The 20,339-nt window shown below is 72.0% G+C and carries 18 protein-coding genes; 14 read left to right on the top strand and 4 right to left on the bottom strand.

The window, feature by feature from the left end; genetic code table 11:
• Nucleotides 1-439 precede the first annotated feature (439 nt).
• From recG to mutM, 8 genes are all read left to right on the top strand, one after another.
• Nucleotides 440-2,590, top strand: a complete 2,151-nt coding sequence (gene recG / locus AB0Q96_RS34370) for an ATP-dependent DNA helicase RecG (protein ID WP_365332447.1) — start codon at nucleotides 440-442, stop codon at nucleotides 2,588-2,590.
• A gap of 92 nt (nucleotides 2,591-2,682) precedes the next feature.
• Complete coding sequence (gene rsmD, locus AB0Q96_RS34365; protein WP_365332438.1) at nucleotides 2,683-3,264, top strand: 16S rRNA (guanine(966)-N(2))-methyltransferase RsmD; 582 nt, start codon at nucleotides 2,683-2,685, stop codon at nucleotides 3,262-3,264.
• Nucleotides 3,265-3,290: 26 nt separating this feature from the next.
• Nucleotides 3,291-3,782: a pantetheine-phosphate adenylyltransferase gene (gene coaD, locus AB0Q96_RS34360; RefSeq protein ID WP_365332437.1), complete on the top strand. Its 492-nt coding sequence runs from the start codon at nucleotides 3,291-3,293 to the stop codon at nucleotides 3,780-3,782.
• A 109-nt stretch (nucleotides 3,783-3,891) separates the two neighbouring features.
• The gene (locus AB0Q96_RS34355) at nucleotides 3,892-4,956 is read left to right on the top strand and encodes an ATP synthase F0 subunit B (RefSeq protein WP_365332436.1); all 1,065 of its coding nucleotides are present in this window, start codon (nucleotides 3,892-3,894) and stop codon (nucleotides 4,954-4,956) included.
• 113 nt (nucleotides 4,957-5,069) lie between these two features.
• Nucleotides 5,070-5,747, top strand: a complete 678-nt coding sequence (locus tag AB0Q96_RS34350) for a DUF177 domain-containing protein (RefSeq protein ID WP_365332434.1) — start codon at nucleotides 5,070-5,072, stop codon at nucleotides 5,745-5,747.
• Between the two features lie 2 nt (nucleotides 5,748-5,749).
• Complete coding sequence (gene rpmF / locus AB0Q96_RS34345; RefSeq protein ID WP_329424582.1) at nucleotides 5,750-5,923, top strand: 50S ribosomal protein L32; 174 nt, start codon at nucleotides 5,750-5,752, stop codon at nucleotides 5,921-5,923.
• Between the two features lie 19 nt (nucleotides 5,924-5,942).
• Nucleotides 5,943-6,749 (top strand): ribonuclease III, encoded by an 807-nt coding sequence (rnc, locus tag AB0Q96_RS34340; RefSeq protein ID WP_365332432.1) that lies wholly within the window; start codon nucleotides 5,943-5,945, stop codon nucleotides 6,747-6,749.
• A 112-nt stretch (nucleotides 6,750-6,861) separates the two neighbouring features.
• Nucleotides 6,862-7,731, top strand: a complete 870-nt coding sequence (gene mutM, locus AB0Q96_RS34335) for a bifunctional DNA-formamidopyrimidine glycosylase/DNA-(apurinic or apyrimidinic site) lyase (protein ID WP_365332430.1) — start codon at nucleotides 6,862-6,864, stop codon at nucleotides 7,729-7,731.
• 21 nt (nucleotides 7,732-7,752) lie between these two features.
• Here the strand turns inward: mutM and AB0Q96_RS34330 are convergent, their stop codons facing one another.
• Nucleotides 7,753-8,145: a helix-turn-helix domain-containing protein gene (locus AB0Q96_RS34330; RefSeq protein WP_365332428.1), complete on the bottom strand. Its 393-nt coding sequence runs from the start codon at nucleotides 8,143-8,145 to the stop codon at nucleotides 7,753-7,755.
• 131 nt (nucleotides 8,146-8,276) lie between these two features.
• Between AB0Q96_RS34330 and AB0Q96_RS34325 the strand changes: the two genes are divergently transcribed.
• Nucleotides 8,277-8,861, top strand: a complete 585-nt coding sequence (locus AB0Q96_RS34325; protein ID WP_365332426.1) for a flavodoxin family protein — start codon at nucleotides 8,277-8,279, stop codon at nucleotides 8,859-8,861.
• 118 nt (nucleotides 8,862-8,979) lie between these two features.
• Here AB0Q96_RS34325 and AB0Q96_RS34320 read toward each other — a convergent pair whose 3' ends face one another.
• A complete protein-coding gene (locus AB0Q96_RS34320) occupies nucleotides 8,980-9,831 on the bottom strand; it encodes a CAP domain-containing protein (protein WP_365332424.1) in 852 nt (283 codons plus the stop codon).
• Nucleotides 9,832-9,991: 160 nt separating this feature from the next.
• Between AB0Q96_RS34320 and AB0Q96_RS34315 the strand changes: the two genes are divergently transcribed.
• The 4 genes from AB0Q96_RS34315 to AB0Q96_RS34300 all read left to right on the top strand — a co-directional run bounded on the left by AB0Q96_RS34315 (nucleotide 9,992) and on the right by AB0Q96_RS34300 (nucleotide 16,327).
• Complete coding sequence (locus AB0Q96_RS34315) at nucleotides 9,992-10,273, top strand: acylphosphatase (protein ID WP_365332422.1); 282 nt, start codon at nucleotides 9,992-9,994, stop codon at nucleotides 10,271-10,273.
• Nucleotides 10,274-10,685: 412 nt separating this feature from the next.
• Complete coding sequence (locus AB0Q96_RS34310; protein WP_351671903.1) at nucleotides 10,686-10,901, top strand: hypothetical protein; 216 nt, start codon at nucleotides 10,686-10,688, stop codon at nucleotides 10,899-10,901.
• Between the two features lie 193 nt (nucleotides 10,902-11,094).
• Nucleotides 11,095-14,673, top strand: coding sequence for a chromosome segregation protein SMC (gene smc, locus AB0Q96_RS34305; RefSeq protein WP_365332420.1), 3,579 nt, complete (start codon nucleotides 11,095-11,097; stop codon nucleotides 14,671-14,673).
• A 220-nt stretch (nucleotides 14,674-14,893) separates the two neighbouring features.
• The gene (locus AB0Q96_RS34300) at nucleotides 14,894-16,327 is read left to right on the top strand and encodes a sugar porter family MFS transporter (protein WP_365332418.1); all 1,434 of its coding nucleotides are present in this window, start codon (nucleotides 14,894-14,896) and stop codon (nucleotides 16,325-16,327) included.
• A 73-nt stretch (nucleotides 16,328-16,400) separates the two neighbouring features.
• On the opposite strand, the gene AB0Q96_RS34295 is transcribed toward AB0Q96_RS34300, so the two are convergent.
• A complete protein-coding gene (locus AB0Q96_RS34295; RefSeq protein WP_365332415.1) occupies nucleotides 16,401-17,378 on the bottom strand; it encodes an LLM class flavin-dependent oxidoreductase in 978 nt (325 codons plus the stop codon).
• A 52-nt stretch (nucleotides 17,379-17,430) separates the two neighbouring features.
• Nucleotides 17,431-18,912 carry a cytosine permease gene (locus AB0Q96_RS34290; RefSeq protein ID WP_365332413.1) on the bottom strand — a complete coding sequence of 494 codons (1,482 nt, stop codon included), beginning with the start codon at nucleotides 18,910-18,912 and terminating at the stop codon, nucleotides 17,431-17,433.
• Between the two features lie 84 nt (nucleotides 18,913-18,996).
• Here AB0Q96_RS34290 and ftsY point away from each other — a divergent pair, with 84 nt between their 5' ends.
• A complete protein-coding gene (ftsY, locus tag AB0Q96_RS34285; protein ID WP_365332411.1) occupies nucleotides 18,997-20,211 on the top strand; it encodes a signal recognition particle-docking protein FtsY in 1,215 nt (404 codons plus the stop codon).
• The last annotated feature ends 128 nt before the right edge of the window (nucleotides 20,212-20,339 follow it).

The following is a 20,339-nucleotide window of genomic DNA, read 5'->3' as shown; positions in this document are numbered from 1 at the left end:
GCGTTCTGGAGGAGTTCGCGCAGGTAGACCCGGGGGCTGGAGTAGAGGTGGTGGGAGAGCAGGTCCACCAGGCCACGCAGATCGACCTGGAACGTATGAGGTGTCTGGTCAGCAGTCATCGTCGCTGCGCCGGTGGGGGGACGGGCGACGGCGCGGGTCGGGCGATCCCGGCGTCCGGTGATCGCGGGGAGGGGCGGAAGAGCGGCCATCCTAGGCGCCACCGCTCCGACGTGACCAACCGATGGCCACGGCCTGCGCGACGTCTGTCAGTGCGGTGGTGTGCAATGGACCGCGTGCCTGCGCTCGACGAACCACTGAAGAAGCCGCTCGGAGCCGCGACCGCCGCGGCGACCGCCGGGGCCGCCGCCCGCCCGCAGGAGGTGCCGTGCTCCTCGCCGACCCGCTGAAGAACCTGCTCGGCGCCGCCACCGCCAAGGTGATGGCCGAGCACATGGACCTGCACACCGTGGGCGACCTGCTCCACCACTACCCCCGGCGGTACGCGGAGCGCGGCGAGCTGACCGCGCTCGCCGACCTGCCCCTCGACGAGCACGTCACCGTCGTCGCCCAGGTCGCCGACGCCCGCGTGCACACCTTCAACAAGGGCGGCCGGGGCAAGGGCCAGCGCCTCGAAGTCACCATCACCGACGGCAGCGGACGCATGCAGCTGGTCTTCTTCGGCCGCACCGTCCACTTCCACCAGAAGGAGCTGCTGCCCGGCCGGCGCGCCATGTTCGCCGGCAAGGTCGGCCTGTTCAACCGCCGGCTCCAGCTCTCCCACCCCGAGTACAAGCTGATCGACGCCGACAGCAGCACCGAGACCGTCAGGGCCTTCGCGAGCGAGCTGCTGCCCATCTACCCGGCCTGCAAGCAGCTGGAGTCCTGGACCATCGAGCAGTCCGTGGCCATCGCCCTGGACTCCATGGCCGCCACCGGCTGGGCCGGCCTCGTCGACCCGCTGCCGCCCGCCCTGCGCGAGGGCCGCGGCCTCACCGACCTGGCCGACGCCCTCGGCAAGGTCCACCGCCCGCACACCAAGGCCGACATCGCCGACGCCCGCGACCGCCTCAAGTGGGACGAGGCGTTCGTCCTCCAGGTGGCCCTCGCCCGCCGCCGCCACGCCGACACCCAGCTCCCCGCCGTCCCCCGCAGACCTGCCGAGGGCGGCCTGCTCGACGCCTTCGACGCCAAGCTCCCCTTCACCCTCACCGAAGGACAGCAGAAGGTCACCCGGGAGATCTTCGACGACCTCGCCACCGACCACCCCATGCACCGGCTCCTCCAGGGAGAGGTCGGCTCCGGCAAGACCATGGTCGCCCTGCGCGCGATGCTCGCCGTCGTCGACGCCGGGGGACAGGCCGCCATGCTGGCGCCCACCGAGGTCCTCGCCCAGCAGCACCACCGCTCGGTCACCGAGATGATGGGCGAGCTCGCCGAGGGCGGGATGCTCGGCGGCTCCGAGCACGCCACCAAGGTCGTGGTGCTCACCGGGTCGATGGGCGCCGCCGGACGGCGCCGGGCGCTGCTCGACCTGGTCACCGGCGAGGCCGGGATCGTCATCGGCACCCACGCCCTCATCGAGGACAAGGTGCAGTTCCACGACCTGGGCCTGGTCGTCGTCGACGAGCAGCACCGCTTCGGCGTGGAGCAGCGCGACGCCCTGCGCGGCAAGGGCAAGCAGCCCCCGCACCTGCTGGTGATGACCGCGACACCCATCCCCCGGACGGTCGCCATGACCGTCTTCGGCGACCTGGAGACCTCGGTCCTCGACCAGCTGCCGGCCGGCCGGTCCCCGATCGCCAGCCACGTGGTGCCCGCCGCCGACAAGCCGCACTTCCTCGCCCGCGCCTGGGAGCGGGTCCGCGAGGAGGTGGAGGGCGGCCACCAGGCGTACGTCGTCTGCCCCCGGATCGGCGACGAGGAGGAACAGAAGCAGAAGAAGGGCAAGGCGAGCCCCGAGGACGAGGCCGAGAAGCGCCCGCCGCTCGCCGTCCTGGAGGTCGCCGAACAGCTGCGCACCGGGCCGCTCGCCGGGCTCCGCGTCGAGGTGCTGCACGGCAGGATGCACCCCGACGACAAGGACGACGTCATGCGCCGCTTCGCCGCCGCCGAGGTGGACGTCCTGGTCGCCACCACCGTCATCGAGGTCGGCGTCAACGTGCCCAACGCCACCGCCATGGTGATCATGGACGCCGACCGCTTCGGCGTCTCCCAGCTCCACCAGCTCCGCGGCCGGGTCGGCCGGGGCTCCGCCGCCGGCCTGTGCCTGCTGGTCACCGAGATGCCCGAGGCCAGCCCCGCCCGGCAGCGGCTCGGCGCCGTCGCCTCCACCCTCGACGGCTTCGAGCTCTCCCGTATCGACCTCGAACAGCGCCGCGAGGGCGACGTCCTCGGCCAGGCCCAGTCCGGCGTGCGCTCCTCGCTGCGGATGCTCACCGTCATCGACGACGAGGAGGTCATCACCGCGGCCCGCGAGGAGGCCACCGCCGTCGTCCTCGCCGACCCCGACCTCACCGCCCACCCCGAGCTGCGCACCGCCCTCGACGCGCTGCTCGACAAGGAGCGGGAGGAGTACCTGGAGAAGGGCTGAGACGCGTACGGGCGGCCCGCGCCCGCCCGTACCGGCTCCGTCCGCCATAAGCTGGAGCGCACGCACTGCCTTATGGATGACGAGGACCCCAGATGACCCGCGTGATCGCCGGCACCGCCGGCGGACGCCGACTCGCCGTGCCGCCGGGCACCGGCACCCGACCCACCTCCGACCGGGCGCGGGAGGGCCTCTTCTCCACCTGGGAGTCGTTCCACGGCCTGGAGGGGGCCAGGGTGGCCGACCTGTACGCGGGCTCCGGCGCCGTCGGCCTGGAGGCGCTCTCCCGTGGCGCCGCGCACGCCCTGCTGGTCGAGGCCGACCCCCGCGCCGCGAAGACCGTCCGGGACAACATCGGCTCGCTCGCCCTGCCGGGCGCCGAGCTGCGCACCGGCAAAGCGGAGCAGATCGTGACGGGCCCGGCGCCCGCGGAGCCGTACGACCTGGTCTTCCTCGACCCCCCGTACGCCGTCGAGGACGCCGATCTTCGGGAGATCCTCCTCACAATGCGCTCAGGGGGCTGGATCGCCGACGATGCCCTCGTCACCGTGGAGCGCAGCACCCGGGGCGGCGAGTTCGGCTGGCCGGACGGCTTCGCACCACTGCGGGCCCGTCGCTACGGCGAGGGAACGTTTTGGTACGGTCGCGCCGCCTCTACGTGCGAAGACGCACGATGACCGGACCGGAGAGCGAGGGACCCACGTTGCGACGCGCCGTCTGTCCGGGGTCATTCGACCCCATCACCAATGGACATCTCGACATCATCGCCCGCGCCTCCAAGCTGTACGACGTGGTGCACGTCGCGGTGATGATCAACCAGTCGAAGAAGGGCCTCTTCACGGTCGACGAGCGGATCGGGCTGATCCGAGAGGTCACCGCCGACTTCGGCAACGTCGAGGTCGAGTCCTTCCACGGACTGCTCGTCGACTTCTGCAAGCAGCGCGACATCCCCGCCATCGTCAAGGGGCTGCGGGCCGTCAGCGACTTCGACTACGAGCTCCAGATGGCGCAGATGAACATCGGGCTCTCGGGCGTCGAGACCCTGTTCGTGCCGACCAACCCGACGTACAGCTTCCTGTCGTCCTCGCTGGTCAAGGAGGTCGCGGCCTGGGGCGGCGACGTCTCGCACCTGGTGCCCCCGGCGGTCCTCGGCCGGCTCACCGAACGGCTCGCCGAGCAGCGCTCCGGGCAGTGACCCGCGGCCACCACACCTGACGCTCCGTCACCAGGTCCCGGACGGGGCCCGACTGGCCTTACAGTCGTCCCGTCCGTCTCCATCCAGCTGTAGAGAGTGGCGAGCACCGGTGGACGTGCAGAAGAAGCTCGACGAGATCGTCGCGACGGTCCAGAGCGCCCGTTCCATGCCCATGTCGGCCTCCTGCGTGATCAACCGGGCCGAGCTGCTCGCCCTGCTCGAAGAGGTGCGCGAGGCCCTGCCCGGCTCGCTCGCCCAGGCGCGGGAGCTGATCGGCGGCCGGGAGCAGATGGTCGAGCAGGCCCGCCAGGAGGCCGAGCGGATCATCGAGGCCGCGCACGCCGAGCGCGGCTCGATCGTCTCCGACAGCCAGGTCGCCCGGCAGTCCCAGGGCGAGGCCGACCGCATCCTCACCGAGGCCCGCCGGGAGGCGGAGGAGGTCCGCGCCGAGGCCGACGACTACGTCGACTCCAAGCTGGCCAACTTCGAGGTCGTCCTCAACAAGACCATCGGCTCCGTCGACCGCGGCCGCGAGAAGCTGCTCGGCCGGGGCCCCGGCCTCGACGCGGACGGGTACGCCGACCCGGACGCCCCCGAGTACAGCGCGGACCCGCAGACCCTGATCCACCGCGCCGACGCCTACGTGGACGCCAAGCTGGGCGCCTTCGAGGCCGTGCTCTCCACGACCCTGGAGGCGGTGGGCCGCGGCCGGCAGAAGCTGCACGGCCGGATCGCCTCCGACGACCTCGCCGAGCACATGGCCGCCCAGGACGCCGCCGGCGCCGCCGTGCACACCAGCGACGCCGACTACCTGGCCGGTCTCGCCGAGCTGGCCGACCCGGAGCCCGTGCAGATCCCGCAGCAGCAGGCCCCGCCGCAGCCGCAGCACGACCCGTACGGGTACGCGGCCCAGCAGCAGGTCCCGCAGGCGCAGCCGGTCCCGGTCCAGCAGCCCGACCCGTACGGGTACCAGCAGCAGGACCCGTACGCGTACCAGCAGCCGCAGGCGGATCCCTACGGGTACGCGGCCCAGCAGCAGTACGGCTACGAGCAGCAGCAGCAGCCGGCCCAGCCCGCGCACCAGCCGCAGGCCGCCGCGCTCGACGAGACCAGCTTCTTCGACACGAGCATGATCGATCTGGAGCAGCTGCGCCGCTACGAGCAGGGGCACTGACCGGGGGAGCTCACCCGGATTGGGCCCTGGGCGAAGCGTCCAGTATCCTGGCTCTTCGGTCGCGCGTATGCCCGCGATCCTTGCTGCCCACGGTCGGCAGCCCCCCTCACGATGTGAACGATCCGAAAGCAGGAAGAGCCCTGAGTACGCGCCTCGACCACCGCGACCCCCTCGTGTTCGACACGCACGAGCTGGGGCGGCGTCCTGGCGCCCTCCAGCGGATCTCCCGCACGGTCGACGCCCCCAGGGATCTGGGCGTCGCGGGGGTCATCGGAGTGCCCGAGGGCGCTCCGGTGGAGATCGAACTCCGACTCGAGTCGGTCATGGAAGGGGTGCTTGTCACAGGCACCGCCCGTGCATCGGCCGAGGGGGAGTGCGTAAGGTGTCTGGAGTCCGTGGAGCTTGAGCTCGACGCCGACTTCCAGGAGATGTTCTCGTACCCCGACTCCGACGACCGGGGCCGCTCTAGGGCGGCCGCGGACGACGAAGCCGAGGACGACGAGGACATGATCCCCCTCGAGGACGGCATGTTCGACCTCGAGCCCGTGCTGCGTGATGCGGTGGTGCTCGCACTGCCGATGCAGCCGGTGTGCCGGGAGGACTGTGAAGGTCTGTGTTCCACCTGTGGAATCAACCTGAACGAGAACCCGGACCACCACCACGACGCCGTCGACATTCGTTGGGCGGCACTGCAGGGACTCGCCGGTTCGCAGGGAACCGATGAGAAGGACAACATGAGCGGCTCCTCTGACGGTGACGTCCGAAGCGCCGCCGAGAAGCAGGAGAAGTAGCCGTGGCTGTTCCGAAGCGGAAGATGTCGCGCAGCAACACGCGCCACCGCCGGTCGCAGTGGAAGGCTGCGGTCCCCACCCTGGTTTCGTGCGAGCGTTGCCAGGAGCCGAAGCTGCAGCACATCGCGTGCCCGAGCTGCGGCACCTACAACAAGCGCCAGGTCATCTCGGTCTGAGTGGCTGGTGAGAGGCACGATGTCTGACCACGTCAACACAGCCTCGTCCCACACGCTTCTGGAAGGGCGGCTCGGGTATCAGCTCGAGTCCGCCCTTCTGGTGCGTGCGCTCACCCACCGTTCGTACGCGTACGAGAACGGCGGTCTGCCCACCAACGAGCGTCTTGAGTTCCTCGGGGACTCCGTGCTCGGCCTGGTGGTCACGGACACGCTCTATCGCACCCACCCCGATCTGCCCGAAGGCCAGCTGGCCAAACTGCGGGCCGCGGTGGTCAACTCGCGTGCGCTGGCGGAAGTGGGCCGCGGCCTCGAACTGGGCTCCTTCATCCGGCTCGGCCGGGGTGAAGAGGGCACGGGCGGCCGGGACAAGGCCTCCATCCTCGCCGACACCCTCGAAGCGGTGATCGGCGCGGTCTATCTCGACCAGGGTCTCGACGCGGCGGGTGAGCTGGTGCACCGGCTCTTCGACCCGCTCATCGAGAAGTCCTCGAACCTCGGCGCAGGCCTGGACTGGAAGACCAGTCTCCAGGAGCTGACCGCGGCCGAGGGCCTGGGTGTTCCGGAGTACCTCGTCAGCGAGGAGGGTCCGGACCACGAGAAGACCTTCACTGCTGCCGCCCGCGTCGGTGGTGTCTCGTACGGCACCGGCACCGGCCGCAGCAAGAAGGAAGCGGAACAGCAGGCGGCCGAGTCCGCGTGGCGTGCGATTCGCGCCGCCGCGGACGAGCGCGCGGCGGCGGCGAAGGCCGCTGCCGAGAACGCCTCCGACAACGGTGTGGAAGAGGTCGCCGAACCCTCTTCCGCCGAGGGCCAGGCTCCGGCCTGACCCGTTCGCTTCCCGATGCCCCCGCCCCCTTCCCAGGGGACGGGGGCATCGTCGTGCCGGGACGGTTGTAGGCTGCGGACATCACCCGCAGGAACCGTTCCGGAGGAGTCCCGTGCCCGAGCTGCCCGAGGTCGAGGTCGTACGCCGCGGTCTTGAGCGGTGGGTCGCCGGACGGACCGTCGCCGAGGTCGAGGTCCTGCACCCCCGGGCCGTACGGCGCCATCCGGAGGGCGGCGCGGACTTCGCGGCCCGGCTGAGGGGACACCGGATCGGCACCGCGCGGCGGCGCGGCAAGTACCTGTGGCTGCCGCTCGCCGACGCCGACGCCTCCGTGCTCGGGCACCTCGGCATGAGCGGGCAGCTGCTCGTGCAGCCCGAGGACGCGGCGGACGAGAAGCACCTGCGGATCCGGGTGCGCTTCGCCGACAGCGCCGGCACCGAGCTGCGCTTCGTCGACCAGCGCACCTTCGGCGGGCTCTCGCTGCACGACACCGCCCCCGGCAGCACGGACGGGCTGCCCGACGTCATCGCGCACATCGCGCGCGATCCGCTGGACCCGCTCTTCGACGACGCCGCCTTCCAGACGGCGCTGCGGCTGCGGCGCACCACGGTCAAGCGCGCGCTGCTCGACCAGTCGCTGATCAGCGGCGTCGGCAACATCTACGCCGACGAGGCGCTGTGGCGCGCGAAGCTGCACTACGACCGGCCGACCGCGACCCTGACCCGGCCGCGCTCGGCCGAGCTCCTCGGGCACGCGCGGGACGTGATGAACCAGGCCCTCGCGGCCGGCGGCACCAGCTTCGACGCGCTGTACGTCAACGTGAACGGCGAGTCCGGGTACTTCGACCGCTCGCTCGACGCGTACGGGCGGGAGGGCGAGCCGTGTCACCGCTGCGGTACGCCGATGCGCCGGCGCGCGTGGATGAACCGGTCCAGCTACTACTGCCCGCGCTGCCAGCGCCCGCCGCGCGTCACGGCCTGACCGGCCGGAGGCCCCCGTCCCTCAGGGCGTGACCGGCTCCGCGCGCTCCGCGTCGTACTGCTCGCGGGCGACGAGCACCTGGTCCATCCGGCCCTCGACGAGGTGGATGAGGCCCAGCAGCCGCTCGGCGACCTCCTGGCCCAGCGGGGTCAGCCGGTAGTCCACGCGCGGGGGGTTGGTGGGCTGCGCCTCGCGGTGCACCAGGCCGTCGCGCTCCAGCGCGTGCAGCGTCTGGGACAGCATCTTCTCGCTGACGCCGTCCACCCTGCGCCGCAGCTCGTTGAAGCGGAACGAGCCCTCGTGGAGCGCGCCCAGCGTCAGGCTGCCCCAGCGGCCGGTCACGTGCTCCAGCGTGCCGCGGGACGGACAGGACTTGGCGAAGACATCGAAAGCGAGGTCCGGGTCGTCGGTCATGCCCTCTACCATACTCGCGCACAGCGCTGTGGGTGGGGATGCGCTGCATTGCAGGTTGCGCTGTCGAAAAGTTAGTGCTCTACTTTCTCTCGTCACCCCCTGCCGTCCCCGCCCCGCCGAGGAGCCTTTCCATGACCACGCCCGTCGTCTCCATCGCGTACCACTCCGGCTACGGCCACACCGCCGTCATCGCCGAGGCCGTCCGGAACGGGGCCGCCGACGCCGGTGCCACCGTCCACCTGATCAAGGTCGACGAGATCACCGACGCCGAGTGGGAGCTGCTCGACGGGTCGGACGCCATCGTCTTCGGCTCGCCGACCTACATGGGCACCGCCTCGGGCGCCTTCCACCAGTTCGCTGAGGCCAGCTCGAAGCGCTGGTTCGCCGACGCCTGGCTGGACAAGCTGGCGGCCGGCTTCACCAACTCCGCCTCCAAGAGCGGCGACAAGCTGCACACCCTGCAGTTCTTCCAGACCCTCGCCGGCCAGCACGGCATGACCTGGGTCAACCTGGGCCTGAAGCCCGGCTGGAACAGCAGCACCGCCTCCGAGAACGACATCAACCGGCTCGGCTTCTTCTCCGGCGCCGCCGCCCAGACCCCCAGCGACCTGGGCCCCGAGGCCGTCCACAAGGCCGACGTCGCCACCGCCGAGCACCTCGGCCGCCGCGTCGCCGAGACCGCCCGCACGTTTGCGCTCGGCAAGGCCGCTGCCTGACCCGCGCCCCACGCGAAAGGCCCCGTCACCACAGTGGTGACGGGGCCTTTCGCATGGGCGTACGAGGGTGCGCGCGGGATCCGGGGATCAGGGGTCCGGGATCCGAGGGGCCGGGGAATCAGAGGCCGAAGTCCTGGGTCCACCACGGACCGCCGTCCGCGAAGTGCACGCCCACGCCCAGCGTCTTGTAGTCGCAGTTCAGGATGTTCGCCCGGTGCCCGTCGCTCGCCATCCAGGACTTCATCACCGCGGCCGCGTCCACCTGGCCGCGTGCGATGTTCTCGGCGCCCAGACCGCTCACGCCCGCCGCCTCGGCGCGCACCCAGGGGGTCCGGCCGTCGGGGTCCGTGTGGTCGAAGAAGTTCCGTGCGGCCATGTCCGCGCTGAAGGCGCCCGCCAGGGAGGCGAGCTCCGTGTCGGAGCGGACCGCGACACAGCCCACCTTGGCGCGCTCGGCGTTCACCAGCCGGACGACCTCCGCCTCGGCGGCCGTCTCGCGGGCGGCCAGTGAGCGGACGGTGGCCACCGGCTCCGGGGCCTTCGCGGTCGGCGCCTGGGTCGGGCGGGCCGTCCGGGAGGGCGTGGGCGCCGGGGCCTTCGGGCTCGGCGCGGCCGTCGTCCTCGCGGGCGTGGGCTTCGGAGAAGGCGTCGCCGGGGCCTTCGACGGGGCCTTCGACGGGGTCGCGGCCTTGCCGTTCCCCGTTCCCGTACCCGTGCCCGTACCGGTGCGCTTCGGGGTGGAGTCGCCGGCGGGGGTCGCCGAGGCGCCGCCCTGCGTGGTCAGGCTCGGCGCCTGCTGGGTCGCCGCGCGCTCCTTGCCGCCCGAGCCCGCGCTGCCCACCGTGAACGTGTCACCGCCGGGCAGCAGGCCCGAGGTGACCGCGATCGCGCCGACGGCGACCGCGGCGGAGACACCGAGCAGTCCGGTGCGTACCGGCGCGCCGCGTCGCGCGCCCCGATGGCGTCCCATCCGCTGCCTCCCTGAAGAGCGATCTTTGCTGGTGTTTGCTTCTGTGGATGCTGTCGAACGGGACTCGGCCGAGCGGGTGACTCCCATTCCGTCGGGACTGTACGCCATGACATGCGGGGCTGACGTGCTCGTTCGGTGATCCGCCCGCTAGCGTGCAGCCATGAACGACGACGTACGGATGACCGCCTGGGTGCGCGGCCGGGTACAGGGAGTGGGCTTCCGCTGGTTCACCAGGGCAAACGCACTGGAGATCGGAGGGCTCGTGGGCTTCGCCCTGAACCTCGACGACGGCCGGGTGCAGGTCGTGGCCGAGGGGCCGAGTGAGAATTGCCACCGTCTCCTGGACTGGCTCCGGTCCGACGACACGCCCGGGCGCGTGGACGGGGTCACTGAGATATGGGACACGCCCCGAGGCATCTACGAGACCTTCGCGATCCGCTGAACCCGCCCGACGATCTTGTCCGAACGCCCCCGCGCGACGGCCCGTGAGGGGCGCGCGGGGGGCGCTCACGGCGTACGCGGAAGGGCCGCCGGCAGCGGAAACCCCCTGGTGGTTGCCAAGAAGGGCTTGCCGTGCCAGGCTGCGCGAGTAAGGATGATCTCCAGAGCCCCGAGGCACCGAGTTGCGAGGCGCCGCCGCCCTTCCCGCGGCCGCGGACCCCCCGGTAGCCCTGGATACGGGGCGTGATCGTGTTGACCGTCAAACTTTTTGGTGAGACTCTGGAAGCCCCGCGCACCTTAGCTGTCCGACCGTGAGAACGGCACGACAAAGAGCATGGTCGGGCACCGCGGGTGCGAATCCCTCACGACCCACACCGCTTCGGTCGGTCACTCAGTGTGGAGGACCATCCATCATGGCAAAGGCGCTTCTCGGTTACGTCGGCGGCTCCGACCCGCGACTCCTCGCCGAGATGCGACGGCTTCAGCAGCGCGTCCAGGACCTCGAGTCCGAGCTGGTTCGGATCCAGTCCGAGAACGACGCGCTCGCCGCTGCCGCCGCTCACCACGGAGAGTCGCTGTTGGACAGCATCGACCTCGACGTTCCCAAGGCGGAGCCTGCGCTCACCTGACGCCCCGTGCCGGGGCCTCGGTGAGAAACACTCTCGCTGGAAGGCTAGATATGCAAGGGGCGCCCAGGCGTCCCTTCTTTCTTGCGGCACCTCGTTCCGCGCGCCACCCCGGTCCCCCGGTCCCCTCCTTGGGGGAGGGTGTGCCCTGCGCGTTCACGGGCGAAACCCGACACCCCGGGTAGAGTCCGCAGGCGTGCATCTCAAGGCCCTGACGCTCCGCGGTTTCAAGTCGTTCGCCTCCGCCACCACCCTGCGGTTCGAACCCGGGATCACCTGCGTCGTCGGCCCCAACGGATCCGGCAAGTCCAACGTCGTCGACGGGCTCTCCTGGGTCATGGGCGAACAGGGCGCCAAGTCGCTGCGCGGCGGCAAGATGGAGGACGTCATCTTCGCCGGCACGACCGGGCGCCCCCCGCTCGGCCGCGCCGAGGTCTCGCTGACCATCGACAACTCCGACGGCGCGCTCCCCATCGACTACGCCGAGGTCACCCTCACCCGGATCATGTTCCGCGGTGGCAGCAGCGAATACCAGATCAACGGCGACACCTGCCGGCTGCTCGACATCCAGGACCTGCTCTCCGACTCCGGCATCGGCCGCGAGATGCACGTCATCGTCGGCCAGGGCCAGCTCGACTCCGTCCTGCACGCCGACCCCATGGGCCGGCGCGCCTTCATCGAGGAGGCCGCCGGCGTCCTCAAGCACCGCAAGCGCAAGGAGAAGGCGCTGCGGAAGCTGGACGCGATGCAGGCCAACCTCGCCCGCGTCCAGGACCTCACCGACGAACTGCGCCGCCAGCTCAAACCGCTCGGCCGGCAGGCCGCCGTCGCCCGCCGCGCCGCCGTCATCCAGGCCGACCTGCGCGACGCCCGGCTACGGCTGCTCTCCGACGACCTCGTACGCCTCCGGGAGGCACTCAAGGCCGAAGTCGCCGACGAGGCCGCACTCCTCGCCCGCAAGGAGTCCACCGAGGCCGAGCTGAAGGCCGCCCAGGCCGCCGAGGCCGCGCTGGAGGACGAGGTGCGCCGCCTCGCGCCCCGGCTCCAGCACGCCCAGCAGAACTGGTACGCGCTGTCGCAACTCGCCGAACGGGTGCGCGGCACCGTCTCGCTCGCCGACGCCCGCGTGACCAGCGCGACCGGCCGGCCCGTGGAGGAGCGGCGCGGGCGCGACCCCGAGGACCTGGAGCGCGAGGCCGCCCGGGTCCGCGAGCAGGAGGCCGAACTGACGGCCGCCCTGGAGGCCGCCGAGCGGGCCCTGGAGGACACCGTCGCCCACCGCGCCGAGCTGGAACGCGCCCTCGCCGTCGAGGAGCGGCGCCTCAAGGACGTGGCCCGCGCCCTCGCCGACCGCCGCGAGGGCCTGGCCCGGCTGCACGGACAGGTCAACGCCGCCCGCTCCCGCGCCGCCTCCGCCCAGGCCGAGATCGACCGGCTCGCCGCCGCCCGCGACGAGGCGCGGGACCGGGCGGTCGCCGCACAGGAGGAGTACGAAGAACTGAAGGCCGAGGTGGACGGCCTCGACGACGGCGACACGGAACTGGGGGAGCGGTACGAGACCGCCCGCCGGGAACTCGCCGACGCGGAGTCCGCACTCGCCGCCGCCCGCGAGGCCGCCGGCACGGCCGAACGCGCCCGCGCCGCGGCGGGCGCCCGGCGCGACGCCCTCGCCCTCGGCCTGCGCCGCAAGGACGGCACCGGCGCGCTCCTCACCGCCGGGCTCGCCGGACTCCTCGGCCCGGCCGCCGAACTGCTCACCGTCGCCCCCGGCTACGAGGTCCCGGTCGCCGCCGCCCTCGGCGCCGCCGCCGACGCCCTCGCCGTCACCGGCCCCGCGACCGCCGCCGAAGCCCTCCGGCTGCTCCGCAAGCAGGACGCGGGGCGGGCCTCGCTGCTGCTCGCGGGCGCCGAGGGGCCGGACCGGAACCCGGTGGACCCGGCGCACCCCGCCCCGCCGGCCGGTGCGGTGCCCGCCGCCCCGCTCGTCTCCGGCCCCGCCGAGCTCCTCGGCGCCGTGCGCCGGCTGCTCCGGGACGTCGTCGTGGTCGACGGACTCGACGAGGCCGTCGAGCTCGTCCGCGCCCGGCCCGGGCTCACGGCCGTCACCGCCGAAGGGGACCTCCTGGGGGCGCACTTCGCGCAGGGCGGCGCCGCGGGCGCGCCCAGCCTCCTCGAAGTGCGGGCCTCCGTCGACGAGGCGGCGGCGGAGCTGGCCGGGCTGGACGTGCGCTGCGAGGAGCTGGCGGCCCGGCAGGAGACCGCCGCCGAACGCGGGCGCGCCGCCGCCCGGCTCGTCGAGGAGCTGGGCGAGCGGCGCCGGGCCGCCGACCGGGAGAAGTCGTCCGTCGCCCAGCAGCTCGGGCGGCTCGCCGGACAGGCCAGGGGCGCCGCCGGGGAGGCCGAACGGACCGCCGCGGCCGCCGCGCGGGCCGCGGAGGCCCTGGAGAACGCGCTGGCCGAGGCGGAGGAGCTGGCCGAACGGCTGCTCGTCGCCGAGGAGGCGTCCCTCGGGGACGGGTCGGACGAGGAGCCCGACGGGGCGGTCCGCGACCGGCTCGCCATCGACGGCTCCAACGCGCGCCAGACCGAGATGGAGGCCCGCCTCCAGGTCCGTACCCACGAGGAGCGGGTCAAGGGCCTGGCCGGACGGGCCGACTCCCTGGACCGCGCCGCCCGCGCCGAGCGCGAGGCCAGGACCCGCGCCGAGCAGCACCGGGCCCGGCTGCGCCACGAGGCGGAGGTCGCCGCGGCCGTCGCCTCGGGCGCCCGCCAGCTGCTCGCCCACGTGGAGGTCTCCGTGGTGCGCGCCGAACGCGAACGGGCCCTCGCCGAGGCCGCGAAGGGCGCCCGCGAGCAGGGACTGGGGACCGCCCGCCACCGCGGCCGTGAGCTGACGGCGGAGCTCGACAAGCTCACCGACTCGGTCCACCGCGGCGAGGTCCTGGGCGCCGAGAAGCGGCTGCGGATCGAGCAGCTGGAGAGCCGTTCGCTGGAGGAGCTGGGGGTGGAGCCGGCCGCGCTGGTCGACGAGTACGGCCCGCACCGGCCCGTACCGCCGTCGCCGCCGGCCGAGGGCGAGGAGCTGCCGGAGGACCCGGAGCATCCGCGCAACCAGCAGCGTCCCTTCGTCCGTTCGGAGCAGGAGAAGCGCCTGAAGGCCGCCGAACGGGCGTACCAGCAGCTCGGCAAGGTCAATCCGCTCGCCCTGGAGGAGTTCGCCGCCCTGGAGGAGCGTCACCAGTTCCTCTCCGAGCAGCTGGCGGACCTGAAGAAGACCCGGACCGACCTCCTTCAGGTCGTGAAGGAGGTGGACCTGCGGGTCGAGCAGGTCTTCACCGAGGCGTACCGGGACACGGCCCGCGAGTTCGAGGGCGTGTTCTCCCGGCTCTTCCCGGGCGGCGAGGGCCGGCTGGTGCTCACCGACCCGGACGACATGCTCCGCACCGGCATCGACGTCGAGGCCCGTCCGCCGGGCAAGAAGGTCAAGCGGCTCTCGCTGCTCTCCGGCGGCGAGCGCTCGCTGACGGCCGTGGCGCTGCTCGTCTCCATCTTCAAGGCCAGGCCCAGCCCGTTCTACGTGATGGACGAGGTCGAGGCGGCGCTGGACGACACCAACCTCCAGCGGCTGATCCGGATCATGCAGGAGCTCCAGGAGTCCTCGCAGCTGATCGTCATCACCCACCAGAAGCGCACGATGGAGGTCGCCGACGCGCTGTACGGCGTGTCGATGCAGGGCGACGGCGTCTCGAAGGTGATCAGCCAGCGGCTGCGGTGAGCGGGAGCGAGCCCACCATTCGTTCAATGGTTGAACTCAGCAGCCCTCAAGGTGCTTATTAAGTCACACGACATCGAGTATTGACTTAGAAACTTGAAGGCATAGTCTCTGACGCGTTGCTTTTACCTTCAAGTGGTCGGCGGCGTGAAGTTGTGCGCCACTTGAAGGGCTCGCCCCCCACCGCACCGGCGACGCTGCCGGAGCGCCCCGAGGAGTCCTTGTGACCAGCACCGCGCAGGCGCCCACACCGCCGCCGTCCGAAGGGCGTTCCGCCCATCCGGACCACATCGGACACGTCATCTTCATCTCGGCCTCGGCCGCGATGGGCGGCTTCCTCTTCGGTTACGACAGCTCCGTCATCAACGGCGCGGTCGAGGCCATCCGCGACCGGTACGACATCGGCTCGGCGGCCCTGGCCCAGGTCATCGCCATCGCGCTGATCGGCTGCGCCATCGGCGCCGCCACCGCCGGCCGGATCGCCGACCGCATCGGCCGGATCCGCTGCATGCAGATCGCCGCCGTCCTCTTCACCATCAGCGCCGTCGGCTCGGCCCTGCCCTTCGCCCTGTGGGACCTGGCCTTCTGGCGCATCGTCGGCGGCTTCGCCATCGGCATGGCCTCGGTGATCGGCCCCGCCTACATCGCGGAGGTCGCCCCCGCCGCGTACCGCGGCCGCCTCGGCTCCTTCCAGCAGGCCGCGATCGTCATCGGCATCGCCATCTCCCAGCTGGTCAACTACGGCATCCTCCAGCTGGCCGACGGCGACCAGCGCGGCAAGATCGGCGGCCTGGAGGCCTGGCAGTGGATGCTCGGCGTGATGGTCGTGCCCGCGATCCTCTACGGCCTGCTCTCCCTCGCGATCCCCGAGTCCCCGCGCTTCCTCATCTCCGTGGGCCGCGTCGACCGCGCCAAGGAGGTGCTCGCCGAGGTCGAGGGCCACGGCGTCGACCTGGACCACCGGGTCGCCGAGATCGACCACGCCATGCGCAGCGAGCACAAGTCCACCTTCAAGGACCTGATGGCGGCGGGCTCCAGGTTCAAGCTGCTGCCGATCGTCTGGGTCGGCATCGGGCTCTCCGTCTTCCAGCAGCTCGTCGGCATCAACGTCGCCTTCTACTACTCGGCGACCCTGTGGCAGTCCGTCGGCATCGACCCGTCGAGCTCGTTCTTCTACTCGTTCACCACGTCGATCATCAACATCATCGGCACCGTGATCGCGATGGTCCTGGTCGACCGGGTCGGCCGCAAGCCGCTCGCCCTGGTCGGCTCCGTCGGCATGGCGATCGCCCTCGCCTTCGAAGCCTGGGCCTTCTCCGCCGACCTCGTCGACGGCAAGCTGCCCACCACCGAGGGCGTCGTGGCGCTCGTCGCCGCCCACGTCTTCGTCCTCTTCTTCGCCCTCTCGTGGGGCGTGGTCGTGTGGGTCTTCCTCGGCGAGATGTTCCCGAACCGGATCCGCGCCGCCGCCCTCGGCGTCGCCGCCTCCGCCCAGTGGATCGCCAACTGGGCCATCACGGCCAGCTTCCCGTCCCTCGCGGACTGGAACCTCTCCGGCACCTACGTCATCTACGCGGTCTTCGCCGTGCTCTCGATCCCCTTCGTGCTCCGGTACGTCAAGGAGACCAAGGGCAAGGCGCTGGAGGAGATGGGCTGAACCCCGCTGCCCCTCTCCTCGTACCCGAGACCGCCCCGGCCGGAGCCCGATGCCCCGGGCCGGGGCGGTTCGGCTACCCCTTGAGCCGGGGCAGCACCGCGTCGCAGAACAGGCGCACGCTCCGCCAGCCCTCCTCGACCGGCATCCCGCCGCACAGCGGATGCAGCACCAGACTGTCGAGCTCCCGCCCGAGCGCCACGCACTCCTCGGGCGTCACCACCCGGTAGACCCCCTCCGCGCGCAGCTCCGCCACGCTCCCCGCCCCCGAGCGCACCGCCGAGCGGATGTCCTTCGACTGCCAGGAGGCGTACGTGCGGGCCTCGTGCAGGAAGTGCTCCCCGAACTCCGCCCAGGTCCGGTCCGGGTCCTCCGACACGTGCAGCAGCGGGGTCTCGCGGGCCGGCATCATCGTCCAGCCCTCCGTGCCGTGCGCGGCGCACTGCTCCTGGTAGTACGTCTCCAGCTCGGGCAGGTGCGCGCTGGGGAAGAAGGGCAGCCCCAGCCGGGCCGCCCGCCGGGCCGCCGCCTTCGACGAGCCGCCGACCAGGAGCAGCGGGTGCGGCTGGGTGAAGGGCCGCGGGGTGATCCGCACCGTCCGGCCCTGGTACGTGAAGGGCTCGCCCGACCAGGCCGTCAGCAGGGTCTCCAGGAGCAGGTCCTGCAGCTTGCCGCGGCGGCCCCAGTCGACCCCGCGCTCCTCGTACTCCTCCGGCCGGTAGCCGATCCCGGCGACGGTCACCAGCCGGCCCGCGCTCAGCAGGTCCAGGACGGCGATCTCCTCCGCCAGGCGCAGCGGGTCGTGCAGCGGGCCGATGATCGCGGAGACGGTGACGGCGATCCGCCGGGTGGCGCCGAAGACGGCCCCGGCGAAGGCGAAGGGGGAGGGGAGCCAGTTGTTGACGGCCCCGTGGTGCTCCTCGGTCTGCACGGTGTCGACGCCGTGCGCGTCGGCGTGGGCCGCCATCTCGACGGCCGCCCGGTAGCGGGCCGAGAGGGAGACCGGGTCCGCGCGCGGATCGACGAGGTTGAACCGTACGACGGTGAACGGCATGGGAAGTCCCCCTCCACGGGTGCGTCGGAGGGGGACGGTATCTGACGTGGCGTCAGATGAGAACGGTCGTGCGCGTCCCGCCGGACTCCTCGCCCGACTTCTCGCCGGCCACCACGGCCGGCCGCGCCGCCCGCTCGCGGGGGAGCACCGCGTACAGCACGCCCGCCACCACGATCGTCGCCGCCCAGCCCAGGCCGTTCCGCCCGATCCAGGAGGAGGCCAGCGGGCCGGAGAACCAGTCGACCCTGGTGAACAGCAGACCCACCACCAGCGCCACGCCCCAGGCGGTCATCGCCTGCCAGGCGAAGCCGCCCCGGTACCAGTACGCGCTGGTCCGGGTGGTGTCCATCAGCGCCTCGGCGTCGTACGTCCGGCGGCTCAGCATGTCCACGCCGAAGACGCCGATCCACGCCGAGAACGCGACCGCGAGCAGGGTCAGGAAGGAGATGAAGGAGCCGATGAAGCTGGTCGCCACCACCATCAGCAGGAAGCCGAAGATCAGGCTGATCACCGCGTTCACGCTGACCGCCGCGGCCCGGGGCACCTTGATGCCGAGGGTCTGCGCGGTGAAGCCCGCCGAGTACATCGACATCGAGTTGATCAGCAGCATCCCGATCAGCGCGATCAGCAGGTACGGCACCGAGATCCAGGCCGGCAGCAGCTCGCCGATGAAGGAGACCGGGTCCTGCGCCGAGGCCAGGTCCGGCGTCGAGACCGCCATCACCGCGCCCATCAGGACCATCGGCAGCACCACGATGCCGGCGCCGCCGACGGTCGTGCCGACCAGGCCCTTGGAGGAGGCGGTCCGCGGCAGGTAGCGGGTGAAGTCGGGGCCGGACGGCACCCAGCTGATGCCGCCCGCCGCGATGGTGCCGACACCGGCCACCAGCATCGCCGTCGAACCGGCCGGCTTGGCGAAGACCGCCGACCAGTCCGTGTTCGCCACCAGGTAGACGAGGACCAGCACGGAGAAGGCGCCGAAGAGGTACGTCGACCACTTGCTGCACACCCGCAGCGCGTTGATGCCGAGCCCGGAGACCAGGAAGGTGCAGGACACGAAGAGCAGCAGCGTCACCACGATGAGCGCCGTGTTGGACTTCACACCGAACAGCAGGTCGAGCACGGTCAGCACCGCGTAGGCGCCGGTGACCGCGTTGATGGTCTCCCAGCCCCAGCGGGCCACCCAGATCAGCGCGCCCGGGAACAGGTTCCCGCGCTGCCCGAAGACCGCGCGGGACAGCGCCATGCCGGGTGCCCCGCCGCGCTTGCCCGCGATCGAGATCAGCCCGACGATCCCGTACGACAGGACCGGCGCGGCCACCGCGACGAACAGCACCTGCCAGAAGTTCAGGCCGTTGAAGACGATCAGGCCCGCGCCCATGGTGAGCAGCAGCACACTGATGTTGGCGGCGACCCAGGTCGGGAAGAGCTCACCGACCCGGCCGGTCCGCTCGGCGTCGGGGACGGGTTCGAGGCCGCGGCTCTCCAGCGTGCCGCCGCTCGGCGCGCCTTCGGTCTCGGAGGCGTGGGGCATGGGACTACTCCGTACAAATGTGGGGGACCCACCCAGACTACGTGCTCCTCGAACAGTGCTCCCGTGGCCGATACTGGACGGGTTATGGAACTCATCCTTGCTGTAGTCATCGCTCTGGTCGTCGCGGTCGCCGTGACCAGCGGACTCGTGATCAGCGGTCGCAAGAAGAAGCAGCTGCCGCCCGCCGAGCCGCCGTCCACCACGCCGACCATCACCGCTCCGCCCGCCGAACCGCACGTCGGCGACGAGGCGGAGACGCCGCGGGAAGAACCACGCCGCACCGTCGAAGAGGTCACCCTCCCCGCCCCCGAGGCCCCCGAGGCCACCGCTCCGGTCGAGGAGCCGGTCGCCGAGGCCCCCGAGATCGAGGTGCCCGAGCCGACCGCCGGCCGCCTCGTGCGGCTCCGGGCCCGGCTCGCCCGCTCCCAGAACTCGCTCGGCAAGGGGCTGCTGACGCTCCTGTCCCGCGAGCACCTCGACGAGGACACCTGGGAGGAGATCGAGGAGACCCTCCTCACCGCCGACGTCGGCGTCGCCCCCACCCAGGAGCTGGTCGAGCGCCTGCGCGACCGGGTCAAGGTGCTCGGCACCCGCACCCCCGAGGAGCTGCGCGGTCTGCTGCGCGAGGAGCTCGTCGCCCTCCTCGGCGCCGACCTCGACCGCGCGGTGAAGACCGAGAGCCCCGAGGACGTCCCGGGCGTCGTGATGGTCGTCGGCGTCAACGGCACCGGCAAGACCACCACCACGGGCAAGCTGGCCCGGGTGCTCGTCGCCGACGGCAAGTCCGTCGTGCTCGGCGCCGCCGACACCTTCCGCGCCGCCGCCGCCGACCAGCTCCAGACCTGGGGCGAGCGCGTCGGCGCCCGCACCGTGCGCGGCCCGGAGGGCGGCGACCCGGCGTCGATCGCCTACGACGCGGTCAAGGAGGGCATCGCCGAGAAGGCGGACGTCGTCCTCATCGACACCGCCGGCCGGCTGCACACCAAGACCGGCCTCATGGACGAGCTCGGCAAGGTCAAGCGCGTCGTCGAGAAGCACGGCCCGCTGGACGAGATCCTGCTCGTCCTCGACGCCACCACCGGCCAGAACGGTCTGATCCAGGCCCGCGTCTTCGCCGAGGTCGTCGACATCACCGGCATCGTCCTCACCAAGCTGGACGGCACCGCCAAGGGCGGCATCGTCATCGCCGTCCAGCGCGAGCTGGGCGTCCCGGTCAAGCTGATCGGCCTGGGCGAGGGTCCCGACGACCTCGCCCCGTTCGAGCCCGGCGCGTTCGTGGACGCCCTCATCGGCGACTGATCCACCACCCGCGTACGAGGAAGGCCCCCACCGGATCCGGCGGGGGCCTTCCTCGTACGTACGGGGGAGGGGGCGGGGCTGAGGGGGAGAGGCGGGGTCAGGGGGAGGAGCCAGGGGGGGGCGGGGAC

Source organism: Streptomyces sp. NPDC093111 (assembly GCF_040683955.1).
In the GTDB taxonomy this organism is placed as follows: Bacteria; Actinomycetota; Actinomycetes; order Streptomycetales; family Streptomycetaceae; genus Streptomyces.
This window is presented reverse-complemented; position numbering and strand designations above follow the sequence as displayed.

What these genes read in the sequence shown, in the direction of transcription:
- recG (WP_365332447.1), top strand. Translation starts at nt 440, where the DNA reads ATGGCCGAGCACATGGACCTGCACACCGTGGGCGACCTGCTCCACCAC.
- rsmD (WP_365332438.1), top strand. Translation starts at nt 2,683, where the DNA reads ATGACCCGCGTGATCGCCGGCACCGCCGGCGGACGCCGACTCGCCGTG.
- rnc (WP_365332432.1), top strand. Translation starts at nt 5,943, where the DNA reads ATGTCTGACCACGTCAACACAGCCTCGTCCCACACGCTTCTGGAAGGG.
- AB0Q96_RS34330 (WP_365332428.1), bottom strand. Translation starts at nt 8,145, where the DNA reads ATGACCGACGACCCGGACCTCGCTTTCGATGTCTTCGCCAAGTCCTGT.
- AB0Q96_RS34325 (WP_365332426.1), top strand. Translation starts at nt 8,277, where the DNA reads ATGACCACGCCCGTCGTCTCCATCGCGTACCACTCCGGCTACGGCCAC.
- AB0Q96_RS34320 (WP_365332424.1), bottom strand. Translation starts at nt 9,831, where the DNA reads ATGGGACGCCATCGGGGCGCGCGACGCGGCGCGCCGGTACGCACCGGA.
- AB0Q96_RS34315 (WP_365332422.1), top strand. Translation starts at nt 9,992, where the DNA reads ATGAACGACGACGTACGGATGACCGCCTGGGTGCGCGGCCGGGTACAG.
- AB0Q96_RS34310 (WP_351671903.1), top strand. Translation starts at nt 10,686, where the DNA reads ATGGCAAAGGCGCTTCTCGGTTACGTCGGCGGCTCCGACCCGCGACTC.
- AB0Q96_RS34295 (WP_365332415.1), bottom strand. Translation starts at nt 17,378, where the DNA reads ATGCCGTTCACCGTCGTACGGTTCAACCTCGTCGATCCGCGCGCGGAC.
- AB0Q96_RS34290 (WP_365332413.1), bottom strand. Translation starts at nt 18,912, where the DNA reads ATGCCCCACGCCTCCGAGACCGAAGGCGCGCCGAGCGGCGGCACGCTG.
- ftsY (WP_365332411.1), top strand. Translation starts at nt 18,997, where the DNA reads ATGGAACTCATCCTTGCTGTAGTCATCGCTCTGGTCGTCGCGGTCGCC.